We start from the raw sequence: 16,055 nt of genomic DNA on the forward strand, positions 1-16,055 counted from the left end.
CTTCGATGGCGCAGGATTACTTTTCTGTGTTGCTTTTTGTGCAGTCTGCTACGCCGCTTCGCTCCGGCTCCATATAGACGCGTGATCCATTTATCTCAACATCACGTTGTTGCGGCAATTGCCAGTTCAGGCTGCCTTGTCCGGCGGCTTTTTTCAATTCATCCACACATGCCGGTTTTGCGATCAACTTGCCTGCCAGTCGCCATTGTTGATGGGGATCTTGCACGAAGATCGCGGGCGCGCTGCTGTTTTCAAAAATCATCAATTGCTCAGGCATGGCGGGATCAGGTTTGACGAAATAGGCATCACACAGATAGCTCCGTTTGGTCATGCAAAGAGGCAGGCGATAGTGCTCCGTATGGTTGCGCCAGTCCTGGGCAGCGAATTCCTTCGGCAGCTTGCGATCGGAGGGATGCATGAGGATGTTCGCGTGCAGGTCCGGCGCGGCCACGACGAATTCGTCTGCTGCCCAGCGATTGGTGCTTGCCAACGCCTGACGGGATTTCTCCTGAACGGCTGGAGGATAGGTGTTGTTACCGGACTCGCTGAGCTGCCTCAACTCTTGCACACCATAGCGTGCGCCCTGAAACCGCAGGAAGCGAAAATCGAAACTGTCTATGCCGGTCTTGCCTTGGCTCAGTCGATGGATTTGGTCGGCAACTGCAATACGCGCCGGATCAGCTACCGGCGACAGCAAGGCCAGAAAGGTCACAAGAATGGCGAAGCTGGTCAGCACATTGGTGGCGGAGATGCGCTGAAAATTGTCACGCATGCGAATGGCCGCGAGTGCATATCCGGTCGCATACATCGCTGCGATCAACGCACATGCTGCACCGGAGATGCGGGTGACGGTCCAGCCGTACTCCGCTACCCGCAGACCCAGCGAGTAGGTGGCCAGCAATACCAGTGGAACAGGCAACAGGCAGGCGATGCGTGTGCAGATGCTGAAGAAGCGGTGCGTCTTTTGCGTCAGGTGATAGCCGTCCTGATACACGGTATTAATCAGCACGATCAGCAGAGCCGTCGCACCCAGCAGGACGTGTGACGCGCGCCGTGTTTGCCACAGGGGTTCCAGCCCTGTCGCCAGGATGCTCAGCAAAAACGCGCCGATCACGATCGTTGCCATCGGCAGCAGCCACGACAGCAAGGTCAGCAGCAGCTTGCGGATGCCCGCAACAATGTGTGGTCGGACGTCGCTCAGATGCAGGGCGAATGAAAACGCCAGCGTGGTGACGGGGATATTGAACCAGCTCTTTTCAAGCAGCTTGCCGAGAAAGGTCAGTTTGATCAGCGAGAAAAGGGCATTGCCGGTTTCCAGTACCAGCCAGAACAAGCCGGTGAACAGCGCGGCAAACATCAGTTGCACCAGCAGTTTCCACGCCATTTCGAAATAACTGCGGTAGCTGGCGATGCGCTTGCCGTCAGCGTCGCCTGCCAGCATCATGGCTTGCGCGATGAACAGGCCTGCAATCGCGAGAAGAATCAGGGGCATTGAAGGCAAGCTCTGCGACTCGCCGGTTGCTCGATCACTGCAGCAAGCTTCCTTGACAGGTTGGGACGGCAAGAGCGAGGACAGATCTGCGCGCCAAGCGTCATACACACCAAGGCCGCAAAGCACAACAGCCAGTGTCGCCAGCCAGATCAGTACATTGCGGCGCGACAGATGGCCGATGCCTGATACGGCAACGATCGGCAAAAATACCGCGAGCATGAGCGCGGGGACAAACAGCATCGGCTGTGTCGATATCCATGCCTTGGCCGTCCAGCTGGAATACAGCGCATAAAGCAGCAAGCCCTGCACGATGCCGAGCGCAACGCGCAGGCGGCCGGACAAAATGCTGACGGGAGATTGCAGATTGTCGTTGTCGTCCGCGGGCATGGCGTTTTGCATGAGGTCTCCGTTAAAACCGCTACTGTCGGTCAAGTAGGCCAGCTTGTAAATGCCTGGGCAACATCAAGGCTCAACATAGGATGAAGAAAACCTGCAACGTCATCAGACTTTGAGGAAGTCTTCCTTCCCGCCGAGCCAGCGTTGCAAATGCGCATCGACGATGGCATCTTCATTTTGCAGCAGCGTTTGCGCCAGATTGCGGGCTTTTTCCACCAGCCATTGATCGGTCGCCAGATCGGCGAAACGCAGCAGCGCTTCGCCGGATTGGCGTGCGCCGAGGAACTCGCCGGGGCCGCGGATTTCCAGGTCGCGGCGGGCGATTTCAAAACCGTCGGCGGTTTCGCGCATGGTCATCAGGCGCTGCTTGGCGGTGCCGCCGAGCGGACTTTGGTAGAGCAGGATGCAGGCGCTGGCTGCGGCGCCGCGGCCGACGCGTCCGCGCAGCTGGTGCAACTGCGACAGGCCAAAGCGTTCGGCGTGTTCGATCACCATCAGCGACGCATTGGGTACGTCGACGCCGACTTCGATCACGGTGGTGGCGACCAGCACGTGGATTTCGCCGCGGCTGAAAGCATCCATCACATCTTGCTTTTCGGCTTGCTTGAGGCGGCCGTGAACCAGGCCGATGCGCAGGTCGGGCAGCGCTTCCGCCAGCATGGAATAAGTGTCGGTCGCGGTTTGCAGCTGCAGGGCTTCGGATTCTTCAATCAGCGGGCAGACCCAGTAAACCTGGCGGCCTTCCAGCGCATTGGCGTGCACGCGGGCGATGACTTCTTCGCGGCGGTTCTGGTCGATGGTGCGCGTGACGATGGGCGTGCGGCCTGGTGGCAGCTCATCGATGACGGAGACTTCCAGATCGGCGTAATAAGTCATTGCCAGCGTGCGCGGAATCGGCGTGGCCGACATCATCAGCTGATGCGGCACGGTTTGCAGCGGTGCGTTGATGTCCGCAGAGTCCGCAGAGTCCGCAGTATCGTCCCGTGCCTTGTTGCGCAACGCCAGCCGCTGGCCGACGCCAAAGCGATGCTGCTCGTCGACAATCACCAGGCCGAGCTTCTGAAACTGCACGTTGTCCTGGATCAGCGCGTGCGTGCCGATCACCAGCCGTGCTTCGCCGGATTCGATGAGCGCATTGGCTTCGGCTTTCTCTTTCTTTTTGAGGCTGCCTGTGAGCCACGCAACCTTGACGCCGAGCGGCTCCATCCATGCGGCGATCTTGCGGAAATGTTGGTCGGCCAGGATTTCGGTCGGCGCCATCAGCACCGCCTGAAAACCGCTGTCGATGGCTTGTGCAGCAGCCACGGCGGCAACCACGGTCTTGCCGCTGCCGACGTCGCCTTGCAGCAGCCGCTGCATAGGGAAGGACTCCTGCAGGTCATGGCGGATTTCTTCCAGCACGCGCTGCTGCGCGCCGGTCAGCTTGAACGGCAATTGCTTGATGAAGGCCTTGGAAATCTTGCCGATGGTCGGCAGTGCGCTGGCATTGCGCGCGCGGCGTGCCGCCTGGGCGCGTTTGAGCGACAGTTGCTGCGCCAGCAGTTCATCGAACTTCATGCGGATCCAGGCCGGATGCGAGCGTTCTTCCAGCGCGTATTCGTCGACGTCGGTCGGCGGATTGTGCAGCAGGCGCACCGAAGACTCGAAGCCGCCCAGCTTCAGCTCTTCCAGCATGGCTGGCGGCAGGGTGTCGCGCCAGTTGATGCGGCTCAGGGCACCGCCGATGGCTTTGCGCAGATATGCTTGAGAGAGGCCTTCGCCAGCCGGGTAGACCGGCGTGAGCGCGGTCGGCAATGGAGCGCCTTCGAGCACGACCTTGTAAGTGGGGTGAACCATCTCGGCGCCGAAGAAGCCATGGCGCAATTCGCCGCGCACGCGCACGCGCACGCCTTCCGATAATTGCTTGGCCTGGCTGCCGTAAAAATTGAGGAAGCGCATCACCAACGGGCCGCTGTCGTCGGCGATGGTGACGACCAACTGGCGGCGCGGACGGAACTGGATGTCGCTTTTGCTGACGATGCCCTCGACCTGTACCACTTGCGTGCCGCGCAGGCTGGCGTCGTGGATACTCATGACCTGCGTCTCGTCCTCGTAGCGCAGCGGCAGATGCAGCGCCAGATCCATGTCCGAGCGCAGGCCCAGTTTGGCGAGCTTGTTTTGCGCCTTCTGGGCATTGCTCAGCGGCGGCGCACTCTTTGACGCTTTGGCTGGGGCTTTGCCTTCCTTGGTGCTGTCGGCGGAAGCTTTCTTCTTCGGTGCTGGCATGCAGAGAGGTTTCTATGTCGAGAAAGCGTAAAATAGAGGGTTCGGCGCTATTTTACTGTGTTTAATTACAGTATTGTCACAGTATCGCTGCTTCTATTACTTATTTTCCATGTATTCACTTTCCGATTTCGATTTCGACTTGCCGCCTGAGTTGATTGCGCAGCTGCCGCTGGCTGAGCGTAGTGCTTCGCGCCTGCTCCAGGTTGACGGCGCTGCATTGACCGACCGTCGCTTCGCCGACGTGGTCGACTTGCTGTCACCGGGCGATTTGCTCGTCTTTAACAATACCCGTGTGCTGAAGGCGCGCTTCTTTGGCGTCAAGGAAACCGGCGGCAAGGTCGAGGTGCTGGTCGAACGCGTACTCGACAGTCGCAGCGTGCATGCCCAGGTGAGGGCGTCCAAGTCGCCACCGGCGGGCACACGCATTCGTCTGGCCGATGCGTTCGACGTGATCGTCGGCGAGCGCTATGGCGAGTTCTACACGCTGCAATTCCCGTCGGATGTATTCGAACTGCTGGAGCAATACGGCAGCCTGCCGTTGCCGCCGTATATCGAGCACGAAGCCGACGAGTTCGACGAGACGCGCTACCAGACGGTGTACGCCAAGGAGCCGGGCGCGGTTGCCGCGCCGACCGCGGGTCTGCATTTTGATGAGGCCTTGCTGGCGAAGCTGAAAGCCAAGGGCGTCGATACCGCCTTCGTCACGCTGCACGTTGGCGCCGGCACTTTCCAGCCGGTACGGGTGGAAGACCTGTCCGAGCACAAGATGCACAGCGAGTGGTACACCATCGCGCAAGAGACGGTGGACAAAGTGCGCGCGGTGAAAGCGGTGGGCGGCAAGGTGGTCGCGGTGGGCACCACCAGTATGCGCGCACTGGAGTCGGCATCGCAATCCGGCACGCTGGAAGCGGGCAGCGCCGATACGCGGTTGTTCATCACGCCGGGCTATACCTTTAAAACAGTGGATCGTCTGATCACCAACTTCCACTTGCCCAAGTCGACGCTGCTGATGCTGGTCTCCGCCTTCGCCGGCTACGACAACATCCGTGCGGCCTACGCACACGCCATCGCGCAGCAATATCGTTTCTTCAGCTATGGCGACGCCATGCTCTTAACCTGTGACGCTTCTAACATCTGACTATGCTTGAATTCACCCTGCTCAAAACCGACGGCAACGCCCGTCGCGGTCGCGTCAAACTGAACCACGGTGTGGTCGAGACGCCGATCTTCATGCCGGTCGGTACCTATGGTTCCGTCAAGGCGATGTCGCCGCTGGAACTCAAAGAAATCGACGCCCACATCATCCTCGGCAATACCTTCCACCTTTGGCTGCGTCCCGGGCTTGAGGTGATGGCCAAGTTCGGCGGCCTGCATGGTTTCATGGGGTGGGACAAGCCGATCCTGACCGATTCCGGCGGCTTCCAGGTGTTTTCGCTGGGGGATATGCGCAAGATTACGGAAGAGGGCGTGCACTTCGCCTCGCCGATCAATGGGGATAAATTGTTCCTGTCGCCGGAAGTGTCGATGCAGATCCAGCGCGTGCTGAACTCCGATATCGTCATGCAGTTCGACGAATGCACACCGTATGAAATCGACGGCCGTCCCGCCACGCAAGTGGAAGCGGCGCAATCGATGCGCATGTCGCTGCGCTGGGCCAAGCGTTCCATGGATGAGTTCAAGGGTGGTGAAAACCCCAACGCGCTGTTCGGCATCGTGCAGGGCGGCATGTTCGAAACCCTGCGCGACGAATCACTGGCGGGCCTGAACGAACTGGGTTTTGACGGCATCGCCATCGGCGGTCTGTCGGTCGGCGAGCCGAAAGAAGACATGATGCGCGTGCTGGAGCACATCGGCCCGCGTCTGCCTGCTGACAAGCCGCACTATCTGATGGGTGTCGGCACACCGGAAGATCTGGTTGCCGGTGTGGCCAGCGGCGTCGACATGTTCGACTGCGTCATGCCGACCCGCAATGCGCGCAACGGCTGGCTGTTCACGCGTTTCGGCGACATCAAGATCAAGAACGCGCGCTACAAGGAAGATACCAAGCCGCTCGACGAAACCTGCGACTGCTACGCCTGCAAGAACTTCTCGCGCGCCTATCTGCATCACCTGCACCGCACCGGCGAAATTCTCGGTGCGCGTCTGAACACGATTCATAATCTGCATTATTACCTGCAGATCATGAAGGAAATCCGCGCCGCTATCGACGACGGCCAGTTCACGCAATTCGTGGCGAAATTCAAGGAAGACCGCGCACGCGGCGCATGATTTTTTCAGTTAGCTGATACGGAGCATTCTTGAAATCGAAATCTCTGCTGATTGTGTTGGTCATCGCCGCCGCCATCGGCGTTGTCGTCTATCAGAATATGAAAAGGGCGCCGAAGCCTCCCCAGGCAAGCGCGGCTAACTGCTCCCAGGACGCGATTCTTGGTGTTGCCAACATCGTCGAGAGATCGATCATTTCGGCGCAGTGCGCCAAGCAGCCTCCGTCAAAGTGAGAAATTATTTCGTCTGCCCTGACTGAAAAATTCAGTGAGGCGTTGCAATAAAAAACGGGAAGCGCTTTGCGTGCTTCCCGTTTTCAATTTCATATCTGAATTTGTGGATTTACCAGTTCCACACCGTACCGTCACGCAGACGGCAAGTCGGCAGATAAGCGCGCTCGTAAGGGAATTTGAGCGCAGCCGCTTCATCAATGTCCACGCCCAGGCCCGGTGCGTCGGGCAACATCAGATAGCCCTTGTCGAAGTAGTAGCCATGCGGGAAGACGGCATCGGTTTCCGGCGTGTGGCGCATGTATTCCTGTATGCCGAAATTGGGCACCCACATGTTGAAGTTGAGCGCCGCCGCCATGCTCACCGGCGACAGATCGGTCGCGCCGTGACAGCCTGTCTGCACCTGATACAGCGAGGCCAGATCGGCGATGCGGCGCAGGTGGGTGATGCCGCCGGCGTGGACGACGGTAGTGCGGATGTAGTCGATCAGCTGGTTCTGGATCAGGTCTTTGCAATCCCAGATGCTGCTCATGATTTCACCGACGGCCAGCGGTGTGGTGGTGTGCTGGCGGATCAGTCTGAAGGCCTCCTGGTTCTCTGCCGGCGTGGCGTCTTCCATCCAGAACAGCTTGAACGGTTCCAGCGCCTTGCCCAACTGCGCCGCTTCAATCGGTTTGAGGCGGTGATGGCAATCGTGCAGCAGGTGATGATCGCTGCCATATTTGACGCGCACCTTTTCGAACAGGTCGGGTGTGTGGCGCAGGTACAGCGGCGTGTCCCAGATTTCTTCGTCGGGCAGGCCCTTGTCGGCCGGTTCGTAATACATGTTGCCTTTGCCGACGCCGTAGGCCTTGTCCAGGCCCGGCACGCCGGACTGCACGCGGATTGCCTTGTAACCCATGTCGATATAGTGGCCGACTGCATCCAGCGCTTCGGCATGGTCGCGGCCGTTGGCGTGGCCGTAGACCATCACGCCTTCGCGGCTCTTGCCACCCAGAAGCTGATACACCGGCAGATTGGCTGCCTTGCCCTTGATATCCCACAGCGCCATGTCGACGGCGGCGATGGCCGTCATGGTGACCGGGCCGCGGCGCCAGTAGCCGCCGCGATAGAGGTATTGCCAGGTATCTTCGATGCGCGAGGCGTCGCGGCCGATCAGGCAAGGAATGATGTGATCTTCCAGATAGGATTTGACGGCAAGTTCGCGTCCGTTCAGGGTGGCGTCACCGATACCGTAGATACCCTGGTCGGTCTCTATCTTGAGGGTGACGAAGTTGCGGCCTGGACAGGTCACGATGACCTTGGCGCTGAGAATCTTCATGGATGCGATTTCCTTGTCTCGATGCCGGCGACTCCGGTTTTGGCTGTTTTTGGCCATTTTCGGGAGGCGGCTGTTCTGGTGAAAATAAATTTGGTCTAACCAATATTGATTATGGCATTCCAATTTGCATGGCGCAATAGGCGATTATCGCGCAGCCTTTTGTTTTTAAGCCACAATGTGGTCTACATGTTGATTGACATGGTTAGACCAAAATGAGAATATCGCTGAAATTGGTAAGCCGCTGTTTGCTTTGAACGCTGCTTTTCTATACAGTGGATAGACCAATTTAAAGCTAAAAAAGAGGGTTTTATGGCAGATCGTCAGATTCGATCATCAGCCTCAGCTGTGGATACAGCACCAACCAATGCAGTAAGCAAGGCAGCAAAAGTAAGTAGAAAAGCAGTGCGTTCAGATTTGTTGGAACCAGCGTCAGCACCGGAGCGGTCGTATCAGCGTCTGGCGGAGCAGATTGCCGACCTGATCCTGCAGGGCGAATTCAAGGCCGGCGAGCGTCTGCCTTCGGAGCGCAGCCTGGCGGACCGGTTTGAGATCAGCCGCACCTCGGTGCGCGAAGCGATCATCGCGCTGGAAGTGCAAGGGCTGGTGGAAGTACGCGGCGGCTCCGGGATTTATGTCTGCGACGCGGCAACCAAGCCGGTCGGATTTATTCCTGACGGTGGCGCCGGGCCGTTCGAGTTGTTGCGGGCGCGTTGGGTGATTGAGTCGGAGGTGGCGGCATTGGCGGCACAGAATCGCACCGACGCCGACATCGACAAAATCTATACGCAGCTGGCGGCGATGGGACGCAATTTTAACGACAAGCTGGCTAACGAAGCGGATGACCGGTTGTTTCACATCCGTATCGCCGAAGCCAGCGGCAACAGCGTGATGGCGCAAGTCGTCACGGCATTGTGGGATCAGTTGCGCGGCGTGTTGTGGAAGAAGCTGGAAGAGCATTTTCACACGCCGCAGTTGCGCGAAGCCTCGCTGGAAGAGCATCAGAAAGTTTTCGATGCGCTGGTGGCGCGGGATCCGGTCGCTGCACGCGATGCGATGCGTGAGCATCTTGAGCGCGTGATGAATGAATTCAAGAAAGCATGGCGTTAGGATTTTCTGTCACGTCATGCTGACAATGAACGTCCCACAGAGGGCGTCACACATGACGGAGACGGCAATGAAAACAATCAGCACTCGCACAAACCTGTGCACCCCGGCGTACACCTCAGTGTGCGCTTTCCCGCCCTTCACATAGGACGCGGCCTGAACTGATCGGCGCCGCGGCAGCGGCGTTCTCCCGATAACACCACATGGCATGCAGCCGCCCGCTTCGTTGCGCCGCGCTGCGGCGGGGGCGTTGTTGCGTCTTTGTTTTGCGCGTTTCGCAGATGTCAGTTGTCACACAAGGTTTTGAATCCGGCATTGCCCTGCAGGACCGGAATCAATTTAGGGCGGAGTCATACCGCGAACATCCGAGTAGAAAAAAGAGGAGAAGAAATGAAACTACGACGCAGTTGGGTAATGGGAGGACTGGCAATTGTCGCAGCAGGCGCATCGGTACAAGCATCTGCACAGAGCAGTGTGACGATCTACGGCGCACTCGATAATGCTCTGGTCTATACCAATAATCAGGGTGGCCTGCACAATCTGTATTTGCGTACCGGCAACCTGGCAGCCAGCAAGATCGGCTTCAAGGGCGCAGAAGATCTCGGCGGCGGATCGCAAGCGATCTTCACGCTGGAAAACGGCTTCGACATCAACACCGGTGCAATGAGCTCCGCCAATACGCTGTTCAATCGCCAGTCCTTCGTCGGCCTGACTAACAGCAGCTACGGCACGATCACCACCGGACGCCAGTACACGCCGTACTTCCTGTATGTCGGTGCGATAGGGCCGACCAGCGTGCTGACCGGCGCTACCGGCGCCCACCCTGGTGACGTCGATGGTCTCGACACCACGGTGCGCATCAGCAATTCGGTGACTTACTCATCGCCGGTATTTGGTGGTGCACAAGTCAGCGCTTTGTATGGATTTGGCGAAACCGCAGGTAGCGTTTCGACAGGAAACACCTATAGTTTGGCGTTCAAGTATGACGTCAGCGCATGGAATTTTGCGCTGGGTTATCAACGCTTGAAGAATGGTTCGGGACCCGCCAATGCCTGGAATTCGACAGCCTCCGGCAGCTTCTCCACCTCTGCAATCAACAATGGCTACGTCTCGTCGGATAACGTCCAGATGCTGGCCGGTGCGATGCGTTACAACGTCGACAAGTGGATGTTTGGCGCAAATTACGCCAACGCGCAATATAAGCCGGGCGCAGGCTCGTTGTTTACGCAAAAAGCCACGTTTCAGACGCTGGGGTTGATCACGACGTATCAGGCAACGCCGCAAGTCATGCTGGCCGGTGGTTATAGCTATACCTTTGAGAAAGCTGCTAACGGCGTCAACGATCCGGCGAAATATCATCAGATCGCACTGGAGCAAACCTATTCCTTCTCCAAGCGTTCGGCGATTTACTTCCTGGAAGCGTATCAACTGGCGCGCGGCAAGACTTTGGGAAAAACGGCCGGCAGCATTGTTGATGCGGTAGCGGTAGTGGGCGATTCGCAAAACAGTTCGCCGTCTTCAGGTCGCAATCAGACTGTGTTGATGGTTGGGTTCCGTCACTTGTTCTAACTATGCACTACGTGTAAGACGCAAGACAACATCCCCTGAAGCATCTTGAGGTTAACATCCGGTCGGAACATTTTTCGACCGGATGTTTTTTTATGCAGCGTTGCCGAGCCTGCGCCACTCGCTGACGCGCGTCCGCAATTCACGCCGGATCACCTTGCCGGTGGTTGTCATCGGCAATTCATCGACGAAGAAAATCTTCCTCGGATATTCATGCGCAGCGAGGCGCACTTTGACGTGTTCCTGAATTTCGCGCTTGAGCTGGTCGTCGCCGACGACGCCCTCTTTGAGTACGATGACGGCAACCACGATCTCAGTGCGCTGCGCATCGGGCGAACCGATCACGGCGACCATTTTCACGGCGGGGTGCTGGAGGATATTGTCTTCGATCTCGCCGGGGCCGATGCGGTATCCGGCTGATGTGATGACATCGTCATCGCGTCCGACGAAGCGGATGTAGCCTTCTTCGTCCATGCAGCCGGTGTCGCCGGTGAGCAGCCAGTCGCCGACGAACTTGTCTTGTGTGGCTTGGGGATTATTCCAGTACTGTAAAAACATCACCGGGTCGGGACGCCGCACGGCGATGTTGCCGTCGCTGCCGGGCGGCAGCACCTGACCCTGCGCGTCGACAATGGCGAGCGTATGTCCGATGGCTGCGCGGCCGATGGCGCCGGGTTTGCAATCCATGATGGCGGCGCAGGACGATACCGTCATGTTGCATTCGGTCTGGCCATAGAACTCATTGATCGTCAGGCCGAAGGTCTTGCGTCCCCAGTCGAGCAATTCCGTGCCCAGCGATTCGCCGCCACTGGCGACGGAACGCAATTGATAGCGCCAACGTTTTTCCGGGTCGGCGACGGTGCGCATCATCTTCAGCGCGGTCGGCGGCAGGAAGGTATTGCGTACGCCGTAATCCTGCAACAATTGAAAGGCCGCTTCGCCGGTGAACTTCTCAAAGCGATGCGCCACCAGCGGGACGCCGTGATGCCAGGCCGGCAGGAAAACGTCGAGCAGCCCGCCGATCCAGGCCCAGTCGGCCGGTGTCCACAGCAGATCGCCTTCCAACGGGAACAGATTATGTGAAAGCTCCACGCCGGGAAGATGGCCCAGCAGCACACGATGCGCATGCAGCGCACCCTTGGGTTGGCCGGTGGTGCCGGAGGTGTAAATGATGACGGCGGGGTCTTCGGCTTTGGTCTTGACCGGCGTCAGGTCGCTGCTGGCTTGCTTCAAAGCCAGATGTAAATCGACGGTGCCGTCAAAGGCGCCGTCAATGGTGAGGATGGTTTTCAGCTCAGGCAAGCGGTCGCGGATGCCAGCCAGCTTGGCGGCGCCGGCGGCGTTGGTGACAACAACGCGCGTGCCGCTGTTGTGCAGGCGGTATTCCAGTGCCTCGGCGCCGAACAGCGCAAACAGCGGGATCGCAATCGCACCGATTTTGTAGGCGGCGACATGCGCCATGGCGGTTTCCGGTGCTTGCGGCAGCAGGATGCCGATACGGTCGCCGATGTGCGCACCGCAGGACAGGAACAGGTTGGCGAGGCGGTCTGAGCTCTCCTTGATTTCGCCGAAGCTGTAGCGGCGGCTGGAACCGTCTGCCGCGACGTGAATCAGAGCAAGTCTGTCCGGATCGGTTTCGGCCCATTTGTCGCAGACATCGACGCCGATGTTGTAGTACTCGGGGATATTCCAGCGGAAGGCGTTGTTTATTTCTTGATAAGACCGGGCTTCGGTGGGCAGCATGGTGGAACGTGTCTCCTGAGGTGATGGGCAAACTGTTCGGCAGTTGTCGGCAATTCTTTGCTCTTGTTGGCTTGCTAATGTACCCCTGTACCCCCATATTGGCGATGCCGATATAGCAATTTTTCCTCGCGGCAAGGCAGTTTTCTCCCGTTTTTCCAGCACTTTTTCGCCGCTTTTTCCTGTTATCGGCGGTTTCCCCTGATTCGGCCCGTCCGGAATGCGGGTAAGCGCCCGGCGCAATGCTAAAATGCGGGGCTATTTTTTAAACAACCATTTGGAGCGACACGTGTTTATTACCGATGCAATTGCACAAACCACTGCTGCAGGCCCAGCCGGCCTGATGGGCAATCTGACCAGTTTCCTGCCCATCATCCTGATGTTCGTTGTGTTGTACTTCCTGATGATCCGTCCTCAGATGAAGCGTCAAAAAGAACAAAAGGCCATGATGGAAGCACTCGCCAAGGGTGACGAAGTCGTGACTTCCGGCGGCTTGCTGGGCAAGATCGTCAAGGTGAGCGATGCTTACATCACCGTTGAAGTTTCCGAAGGCAACGAAATCGTCGTGCAAAAAGCTGCGATCACCACGCTGCTGCCGAAGGGCACCCTCAAGGGACTGTAATCAGCCTCATGGCTTGCAGGGCGCATACCGTGTTTCAGGCGGATGCGCCCTTGTTCGTATCTGTTGTCATGCCAGTTCTCATCCTGGATGTTCATCATCAACGCTGAATCAATATGAATCGTTATCCTCTCTGGAAGTACGTCCTAATCGTCATAGCCTTGCTGTTCGGCACGCTTTATACGCTGCCCAACTTCTTCGGCGAATCGCCTGCCGTGCAGATCAGCAGCGCCAAATCCACCATCAAGGTGGACAGTTCGGTCGCCGAGCGTGTGCAGCAGCTTCTGCAACAAGGCAGCCTCCCGCCAGAGAGCGTGGTTTTCGATAACAGCAGCACCGCGCCGTCCGTGCGCGCCCGTTTCGCCAATACCGATACTCAGTTCAAGGCCAAGACCTTGCTGGAAAAAGGCCTGAATACCGATCCTGCCGATCCGACTTATATCGTCGCCTTCAACCTGCTGCCGAACACGCCGCAATGGTTGCAAAGCCTGCATGCCTTCCCGATGTACCTGGGGCTGGACTTGCGCGGCGGCGTGCACTTCCTGATGCAGGTCGACGTCAAGGCAGTGATGAACAAGCGTCTGCAAGGTTTGCAGTCCAGCGTTCGCAGCGTGCTGCGCGACAAGAACATCCGTCATAACGGCATCAACCGCAATGGCGACCAGATCGAAGTCCTGTTCCGCGATGCCGATACCCGCACCAAGGCGCGCAACGTGCTGGCTGGTGAAGTCTCCGAACTGGCATTACAAGACGCCGGCACCGGCGAAGATCTGAAGCTGATCGCCACACTGCGTCCTGAAGCGCTGAAACAAACTCAGGAAGACGGCGTCAAGCAAAACATCTCGACGCTTTCCAAGCGCGTCAACGAACTGGGTGTGGCTGAACCGATCATTCAACGCCAGGGCGCAGACCGTATCGTGGTGCAGCTGCCGGGCGTGCAAGACGTCTCCCGCGCCAAGGACATCATCGGTCGTACCGCCACGCTGGAAGTGCGCATGGTCGACGACTCCGTGACCCGCGGCACCGAAGAAACAGCAGCGATTCCTTTTGGCTCCGAACTGTTCAAGGTCGGCAAAGGTGCACCGGTTGTGCTGTTCAAGGATCCTGTCCTGACCGGCGACTACATCTCCAACGCATCGGCCAGCTTTGATGAAAACCATCAACCGGCCGTCAGCATCGATCTGAATGGCGACGGCGGGCGCAAGATGCGTGACGCCACCCGTGAAAAGGTCGGCAAGGCAATGGCCATCGTCCTGTTTGAAAAAGGCAAGGGCGAAGTCCTGACCGTGGCGACCATTCGTTCCGAACTGGGTTCGCGCTTCCAGATCACGGGCATGGGTTCGGCCGAAGCCTCAAGCGATCTGGCGTTGCTGCTGCGCGCAGGTTCACTGGCTGCGCCAATGGAAATTATCGAAGAACGCACTATCGGCCCGCAACTCGGCGCTGAAAACATTCGTAAGGGCTTTGACGCGACGCTGTACGGCTTCGCCGCCATGGCCATCTTCATGATCGTGTACTACCAGTTGTTCGGTCTGTTCAGCGCGCTGGCGCTGTCGGTCAACGTGCTGCTGCTGATCGCTGTGCTGTCAACGCTGCAGGCGACGCTGACTCTGCCGGGTATCGCCGCGATCGCGCTGGCGCTAGGTATGGCGATTGACTCCAACGTGCTGATCAACGAACGCATTCGCGAAGAGCTGCGTAACGGCAATTCGCCGCAAGCTGCGATCAGTATCGGCTTTGACCGTGCATGGGCCACCATTCTCGACTCCAACGTGACAACGTTGATCGCCGGTCTGGCGCTGCTGATTTTCGGTTCGGGTGCCATCCGCGGCTTCGCTGTGGTGCACTGCCTGGGTATTCTGACGTCGATGTTCTCGGCGGTGTTCTTCTCGCGTGGCCTGGCTAACCTCTGGTACGGCCGCAAGAAGAAACTGACCAGCCTGGCGATCGGCCAGATCTGGAAACCCGAAGGCAACAAGGCTGACGTCAAGTCGGAAGTCAAAGTTAAATAGTCCACTAAGCGCAGCGAACAGAATCCCGTGCGCCTTTGCCCGACAGATGGCAGAGGCGCAGAACTGAAAGGTATGTGATGGAATTTTTCCGCATCAAAAAAGATATCCCCTTCATGCGCCACGCGTTGATATTCAACGTTATCTCGGCGCTGACTTTCGTGCTGGCAGTGTTTTTCCTGCTGAGCAAGGGCTTGCACTTCTCGATCGAATTCACCGGCGGCACCGTGATGGAAGTCGCGTACACCAAGCCTGCCAACATCGAGAACATCCGCAAATCGGTCGAAGGCCTGGGCTTTACCGATACGCAAGTACAAAGCTTTGGCACGGCACAGGACGTCATGATCCGTTTGCCGGCACAGCATGGCGTCAATTCCACCCAGCAAAGCGAAAAAGTCATCGCTGCGCTGACCGCGCAAGATCCTGACGTCAAGCTGCAGCGCGTTGAATTTGTCGGCCCGCAGGTGGGCGACGAACTGGCGCACGATGGTCTGATGGCGCTCGGTATGGTGGTGATCGGCATCGTGATCTACCTGGCCTTCCGTTTCGAATGGAAATTCGCGGTCGCAGCAGTCATCGCGAACTTGCATGACGTGGTGATCATCCTGGGCTTCTTCGCCTTCTTCCAGTGGGAGTTCTCGCTGACCGTGCTGGCCGCGGTGCTGGCTGTGCTGGGCTACTCCGTCAATGAATCGGTGGTGGTGTTTGACCGGGTGCGCGAAGCTTTCCGCGATCGCCGCTACGGCAAGCTGTCTGCGCCGGAAGTGTTGAACCACGCGATCACGAGCACGATTTCCCGTACCATCATCACCCACGGCAGCACCGAAATGATGGTTTTGTCGATGCTGATCTTCGGCGGCCCGACACTGCATTATTTTGCTGTTGCGCTGACCATCGGTATCTTGTTCGGTATTTATTCGTCGGTGTTCGTTGCCGCCGCCATTGCCATGTGGCTGGGCGTCAAGCGCGAAGACTTGATCAAGCCTACCAAGCCGAAAGATGAAACCGACGGCGCCGTCGTTTAAGCAGCAAAGTCGGCTTCAAGTCG

At 58.1% G+C, this 16,055-nt stretch carries 12 protein-coding genes; 8 read left to right on the forward strand and 4 right to left on the reverse strand.

Features of this window, described 5'->3' with window-relative positions; translation table 11 throughout:
- Positions 1-16: 16 nt before the first annotated feature.
- Positions 17-1,891: a DUF4153 domain-containing protein gene (locus hmeg3_RS05020; RefSeq protein ID WP_094562766.1), complete on the reverse strand. Its 1,875-nt coding sequence runs from the start codon at positions 1,889-1,891 to the stop codon at positions 17-19.
- Positions 1,892-1,993: 102 nt separating this feature from the next.
- Positions 1,994-4,153 carry an ATP-dependent DNA helicase RecG gene (recG, locus tag hmeg3_RS05025; protein ID WP_094562767.1) on the reverse strand — a complete coding sequence of 720 codons (2,160 nt, stop codon included), beginning with the start codon at positions 4,151-4,153 and terminating at the stop codon, positions 1,994-1,996.
- A 109-nt stretch (positions 4,154-4,262) separates the two neighbouring features.
- Here recG and queA point away from each other — a divergent pair, with 109 nt between their 5' ends.
- From queA to hmeg3_RS05040, 3 genes are read left to right on the forward strand one after another with little or no spacing between them, the layout of a single operon-like run.
- Positions 4,263-5,291: a tRNA preQ1(34) S-adenosylmethionine ribosyltransferase-isomerase QueA gene (queA, locus tag hmeg3_RS05030; RefSeq protein WP_094562768.1), complete on the forward strand. Its 1,029-nt coding sequence runs from the start codon at positions 4,263-4,265 to the stop codon at positions 5,289-5,291.
- 2 nt (positions 5,292-5,293) lie between these two features.
- A complete protein-coding gene (gene tgt / locus hmeg3_RS05035) occupies positions 5,294-6,421 on the forward strand; it encodes a tRNA guanosine(34) transglycosylase Tgt (protein ID WP_094562769.1) in 1,128 nt (375 codons plus the stop codon).
- Positions 6,422-6,450: 29 nt separating this feature from the next.
- A complete protein-coding gene (locus hmeg3_RS05040) occupies positions 6,451-6,651 on the forward strand; it encodes a hypothetical protein (protein ID WP_094562770.1) in 201 nt (66 codons plus the stop codon).
- A gap of 109 nt (positions 6,652-6,760) precedes the next feature.
- Here hmeg3_RS05040 and manD read toward each other — a convergent pair whose 3' ends face one another.
- Positions 6,761-7,969, reverse strand: coding sequence for a D-mannonate dehydratase ManD (gene manD, locus hmeg3_RS05045; protein WP_094562771.1), 1,209 nt, complete (start codon positions 7,967-7,969; stop codon positions 6,761-6,763).
- A gap of 309 nt (positions 7,970-8,278) precedes the next feature.
- Here manD and hmeg3_RS05050 point away from each other — a divergent pair, with 309 nt between their 5' ends.
- Positions 8,279-9,076: a FadR/GntR family transcriptional regulator gene (locus hmeg3_RS05050; RefSeq protein ID WP_232511874.1), complete on the forward strand. Its 798-nt coding sequence runs from the start codon at positions 8,279-8,281 to the stop codon at positions 9,074-9,076.
- Between the two features lie 387 nt (positions 9,077-9,463).
- Positions 9,464-10,642 carry a porin gene (locus hmeg3_RS05055; RefSeq protein ID WP_232511875.1) on the forward strand — a complete coding sequence of 393 codons (1,179 nt, stop codon included), beginning with the start codon at positions 9,464-9,466 and terminating at the stop codon, positions 10,640-10,642.
- A 90-nt stretch (positions 10,643-10,732) separates the two neighbouring features.
- On the opposite strand, the gene hmeg3_RS05060 is transcribed toward hmeg3_RS05055, so the two are convergent.
- A complete protein-coding gene (locus tag hmeg3_RS05060; RefSeq protein ID WP_094562774.1) occupies positions 10,733-12,382 on the reverse strand; it encodes an acyl-CoA synthetase in 1,650 nt (549 codons plus the stop codon).
- A 286-nt stretch (positions 12,383-12,668) separates the two neighbouring features.
- On the opposite strand from hmeg3_RS05060, the gene yajC reads away from it, so the two are divergent.
- From yajC to secF, 3 genes are all read left to right on the forward strand, one after another.
- Positions 12,669-13,001 carry a preprotein translocase subunit YajC gene (gene yajC, locus hmeg3_RS05065; RefSeq protein ID WP_094562775.1) on the forward strand — a complete coding sequence of 111 codons (333 nt, stop codon included), beginning with the start codon at positions 12,669-12,671 and terminating at the stop codon, positions 12,999-13,001.
- 113 nt (positions 13,002-13,114) lie between these two features.
- Positions 13,115-15,010 carry a protein translocase subunit SecD gene (gene secD, locus hmeg3_RS05070; protein WP_094562776.1) on the forward strand — a complete coding sequence of 632 codons (1,896 nt, stop codon included), beginning with the start codon at positions 13,115-13,117 and terminating at the stop codon, positions 15,008-15,010.
- Between the two features lie 77 nt (positions 15,011-15,087).
- Complete coding sequence (secF, locus tag hmeg3_RS05075) at positions 15,088-16,032, forward strand: protein translocase subunit SecF (RefSeq protein ID WP_094562777.1); 945 nt, start codon at positions 15,088-15,090, stop codon at positions 16,030-16,032.
- Positions 16,033-16,055: the final 23 nt, after the last annotated feature.

This window comes from Herbaspirillum sp. meg3, assembly GCF_002257565.1.
Classification (GTDB): domain Bacteria; phylum Pseudomonadota; class Gammaproteobacteria; order Burkholderiales; family Burkholderiaceae_D; genus Herbaspirillum.

Coding starts and splice junctions, on each gene's coding strand:
- hmeg3_RS05050 (WP_232511874.1), top strand. CDS start 8,279: ATGGCAGATCGTCAGATTCGATCATCAGCCTCAGCTGTGGATACAGCA.
- secF (WP_094562777.1), top strand. CDS start 15,088: ATGGAATTTTTCCGCATCAAAAAAGATATCCCCTTCATGCGCCACGCG.
- recG (WP_094562767.1), bottom strand. CDS start 4,153: ATGCCAGCACCGAAGAAGAAAGCTTCCGCCGACAGCACCAAGGAAGGC.
- hmeg3_RS05060 (WP_094562774.1), bottom strand. CDS start 12,382: ATGCTGCCCACCGAAGCCCGGTCTTATCAAGAAATAAACAACGCCTTC.
- manD (WP_094562771.1), bottom strand. CDS start 7,969: ATGAAGATTCTCAGCGCCAAGGTCATCGTGACCTGTCCAGGCCGCAAC.
- hmeg3_RS05055 (WP_232511875.1), top strand. CDS start 9,464: ATGAAACTACGACGCAGTTGGGTAATGGGAGGACTGGCAATTGTCGCA.
- queA (WP_094562768.1), top strand. CDS start 4,263: ATGTATTCACTTTCCGATTTCGATTTCGACTTGCCGCCTGAGTTGATT.
- tgt (WP_094562769.1), top strand. CDS start 5,294: ATGCTTGAATTCACCCTGCTCAAAACCGACGGCAACGCCCGTCGCGGT.
- hmeg3_RS05020 (WP_094562766.1), bottom strand. CDS start 1,891: ATGCAAAACGCCATGCCCGCGGACGACAACGACAATCTGCAATCTCCC.
- secD (WP_094562776.1), top strand. CDS start 13,115: ATGAATCGTTATCCTCTCTGGAAGTACGTCCTAATCGTCATAGCCTTG.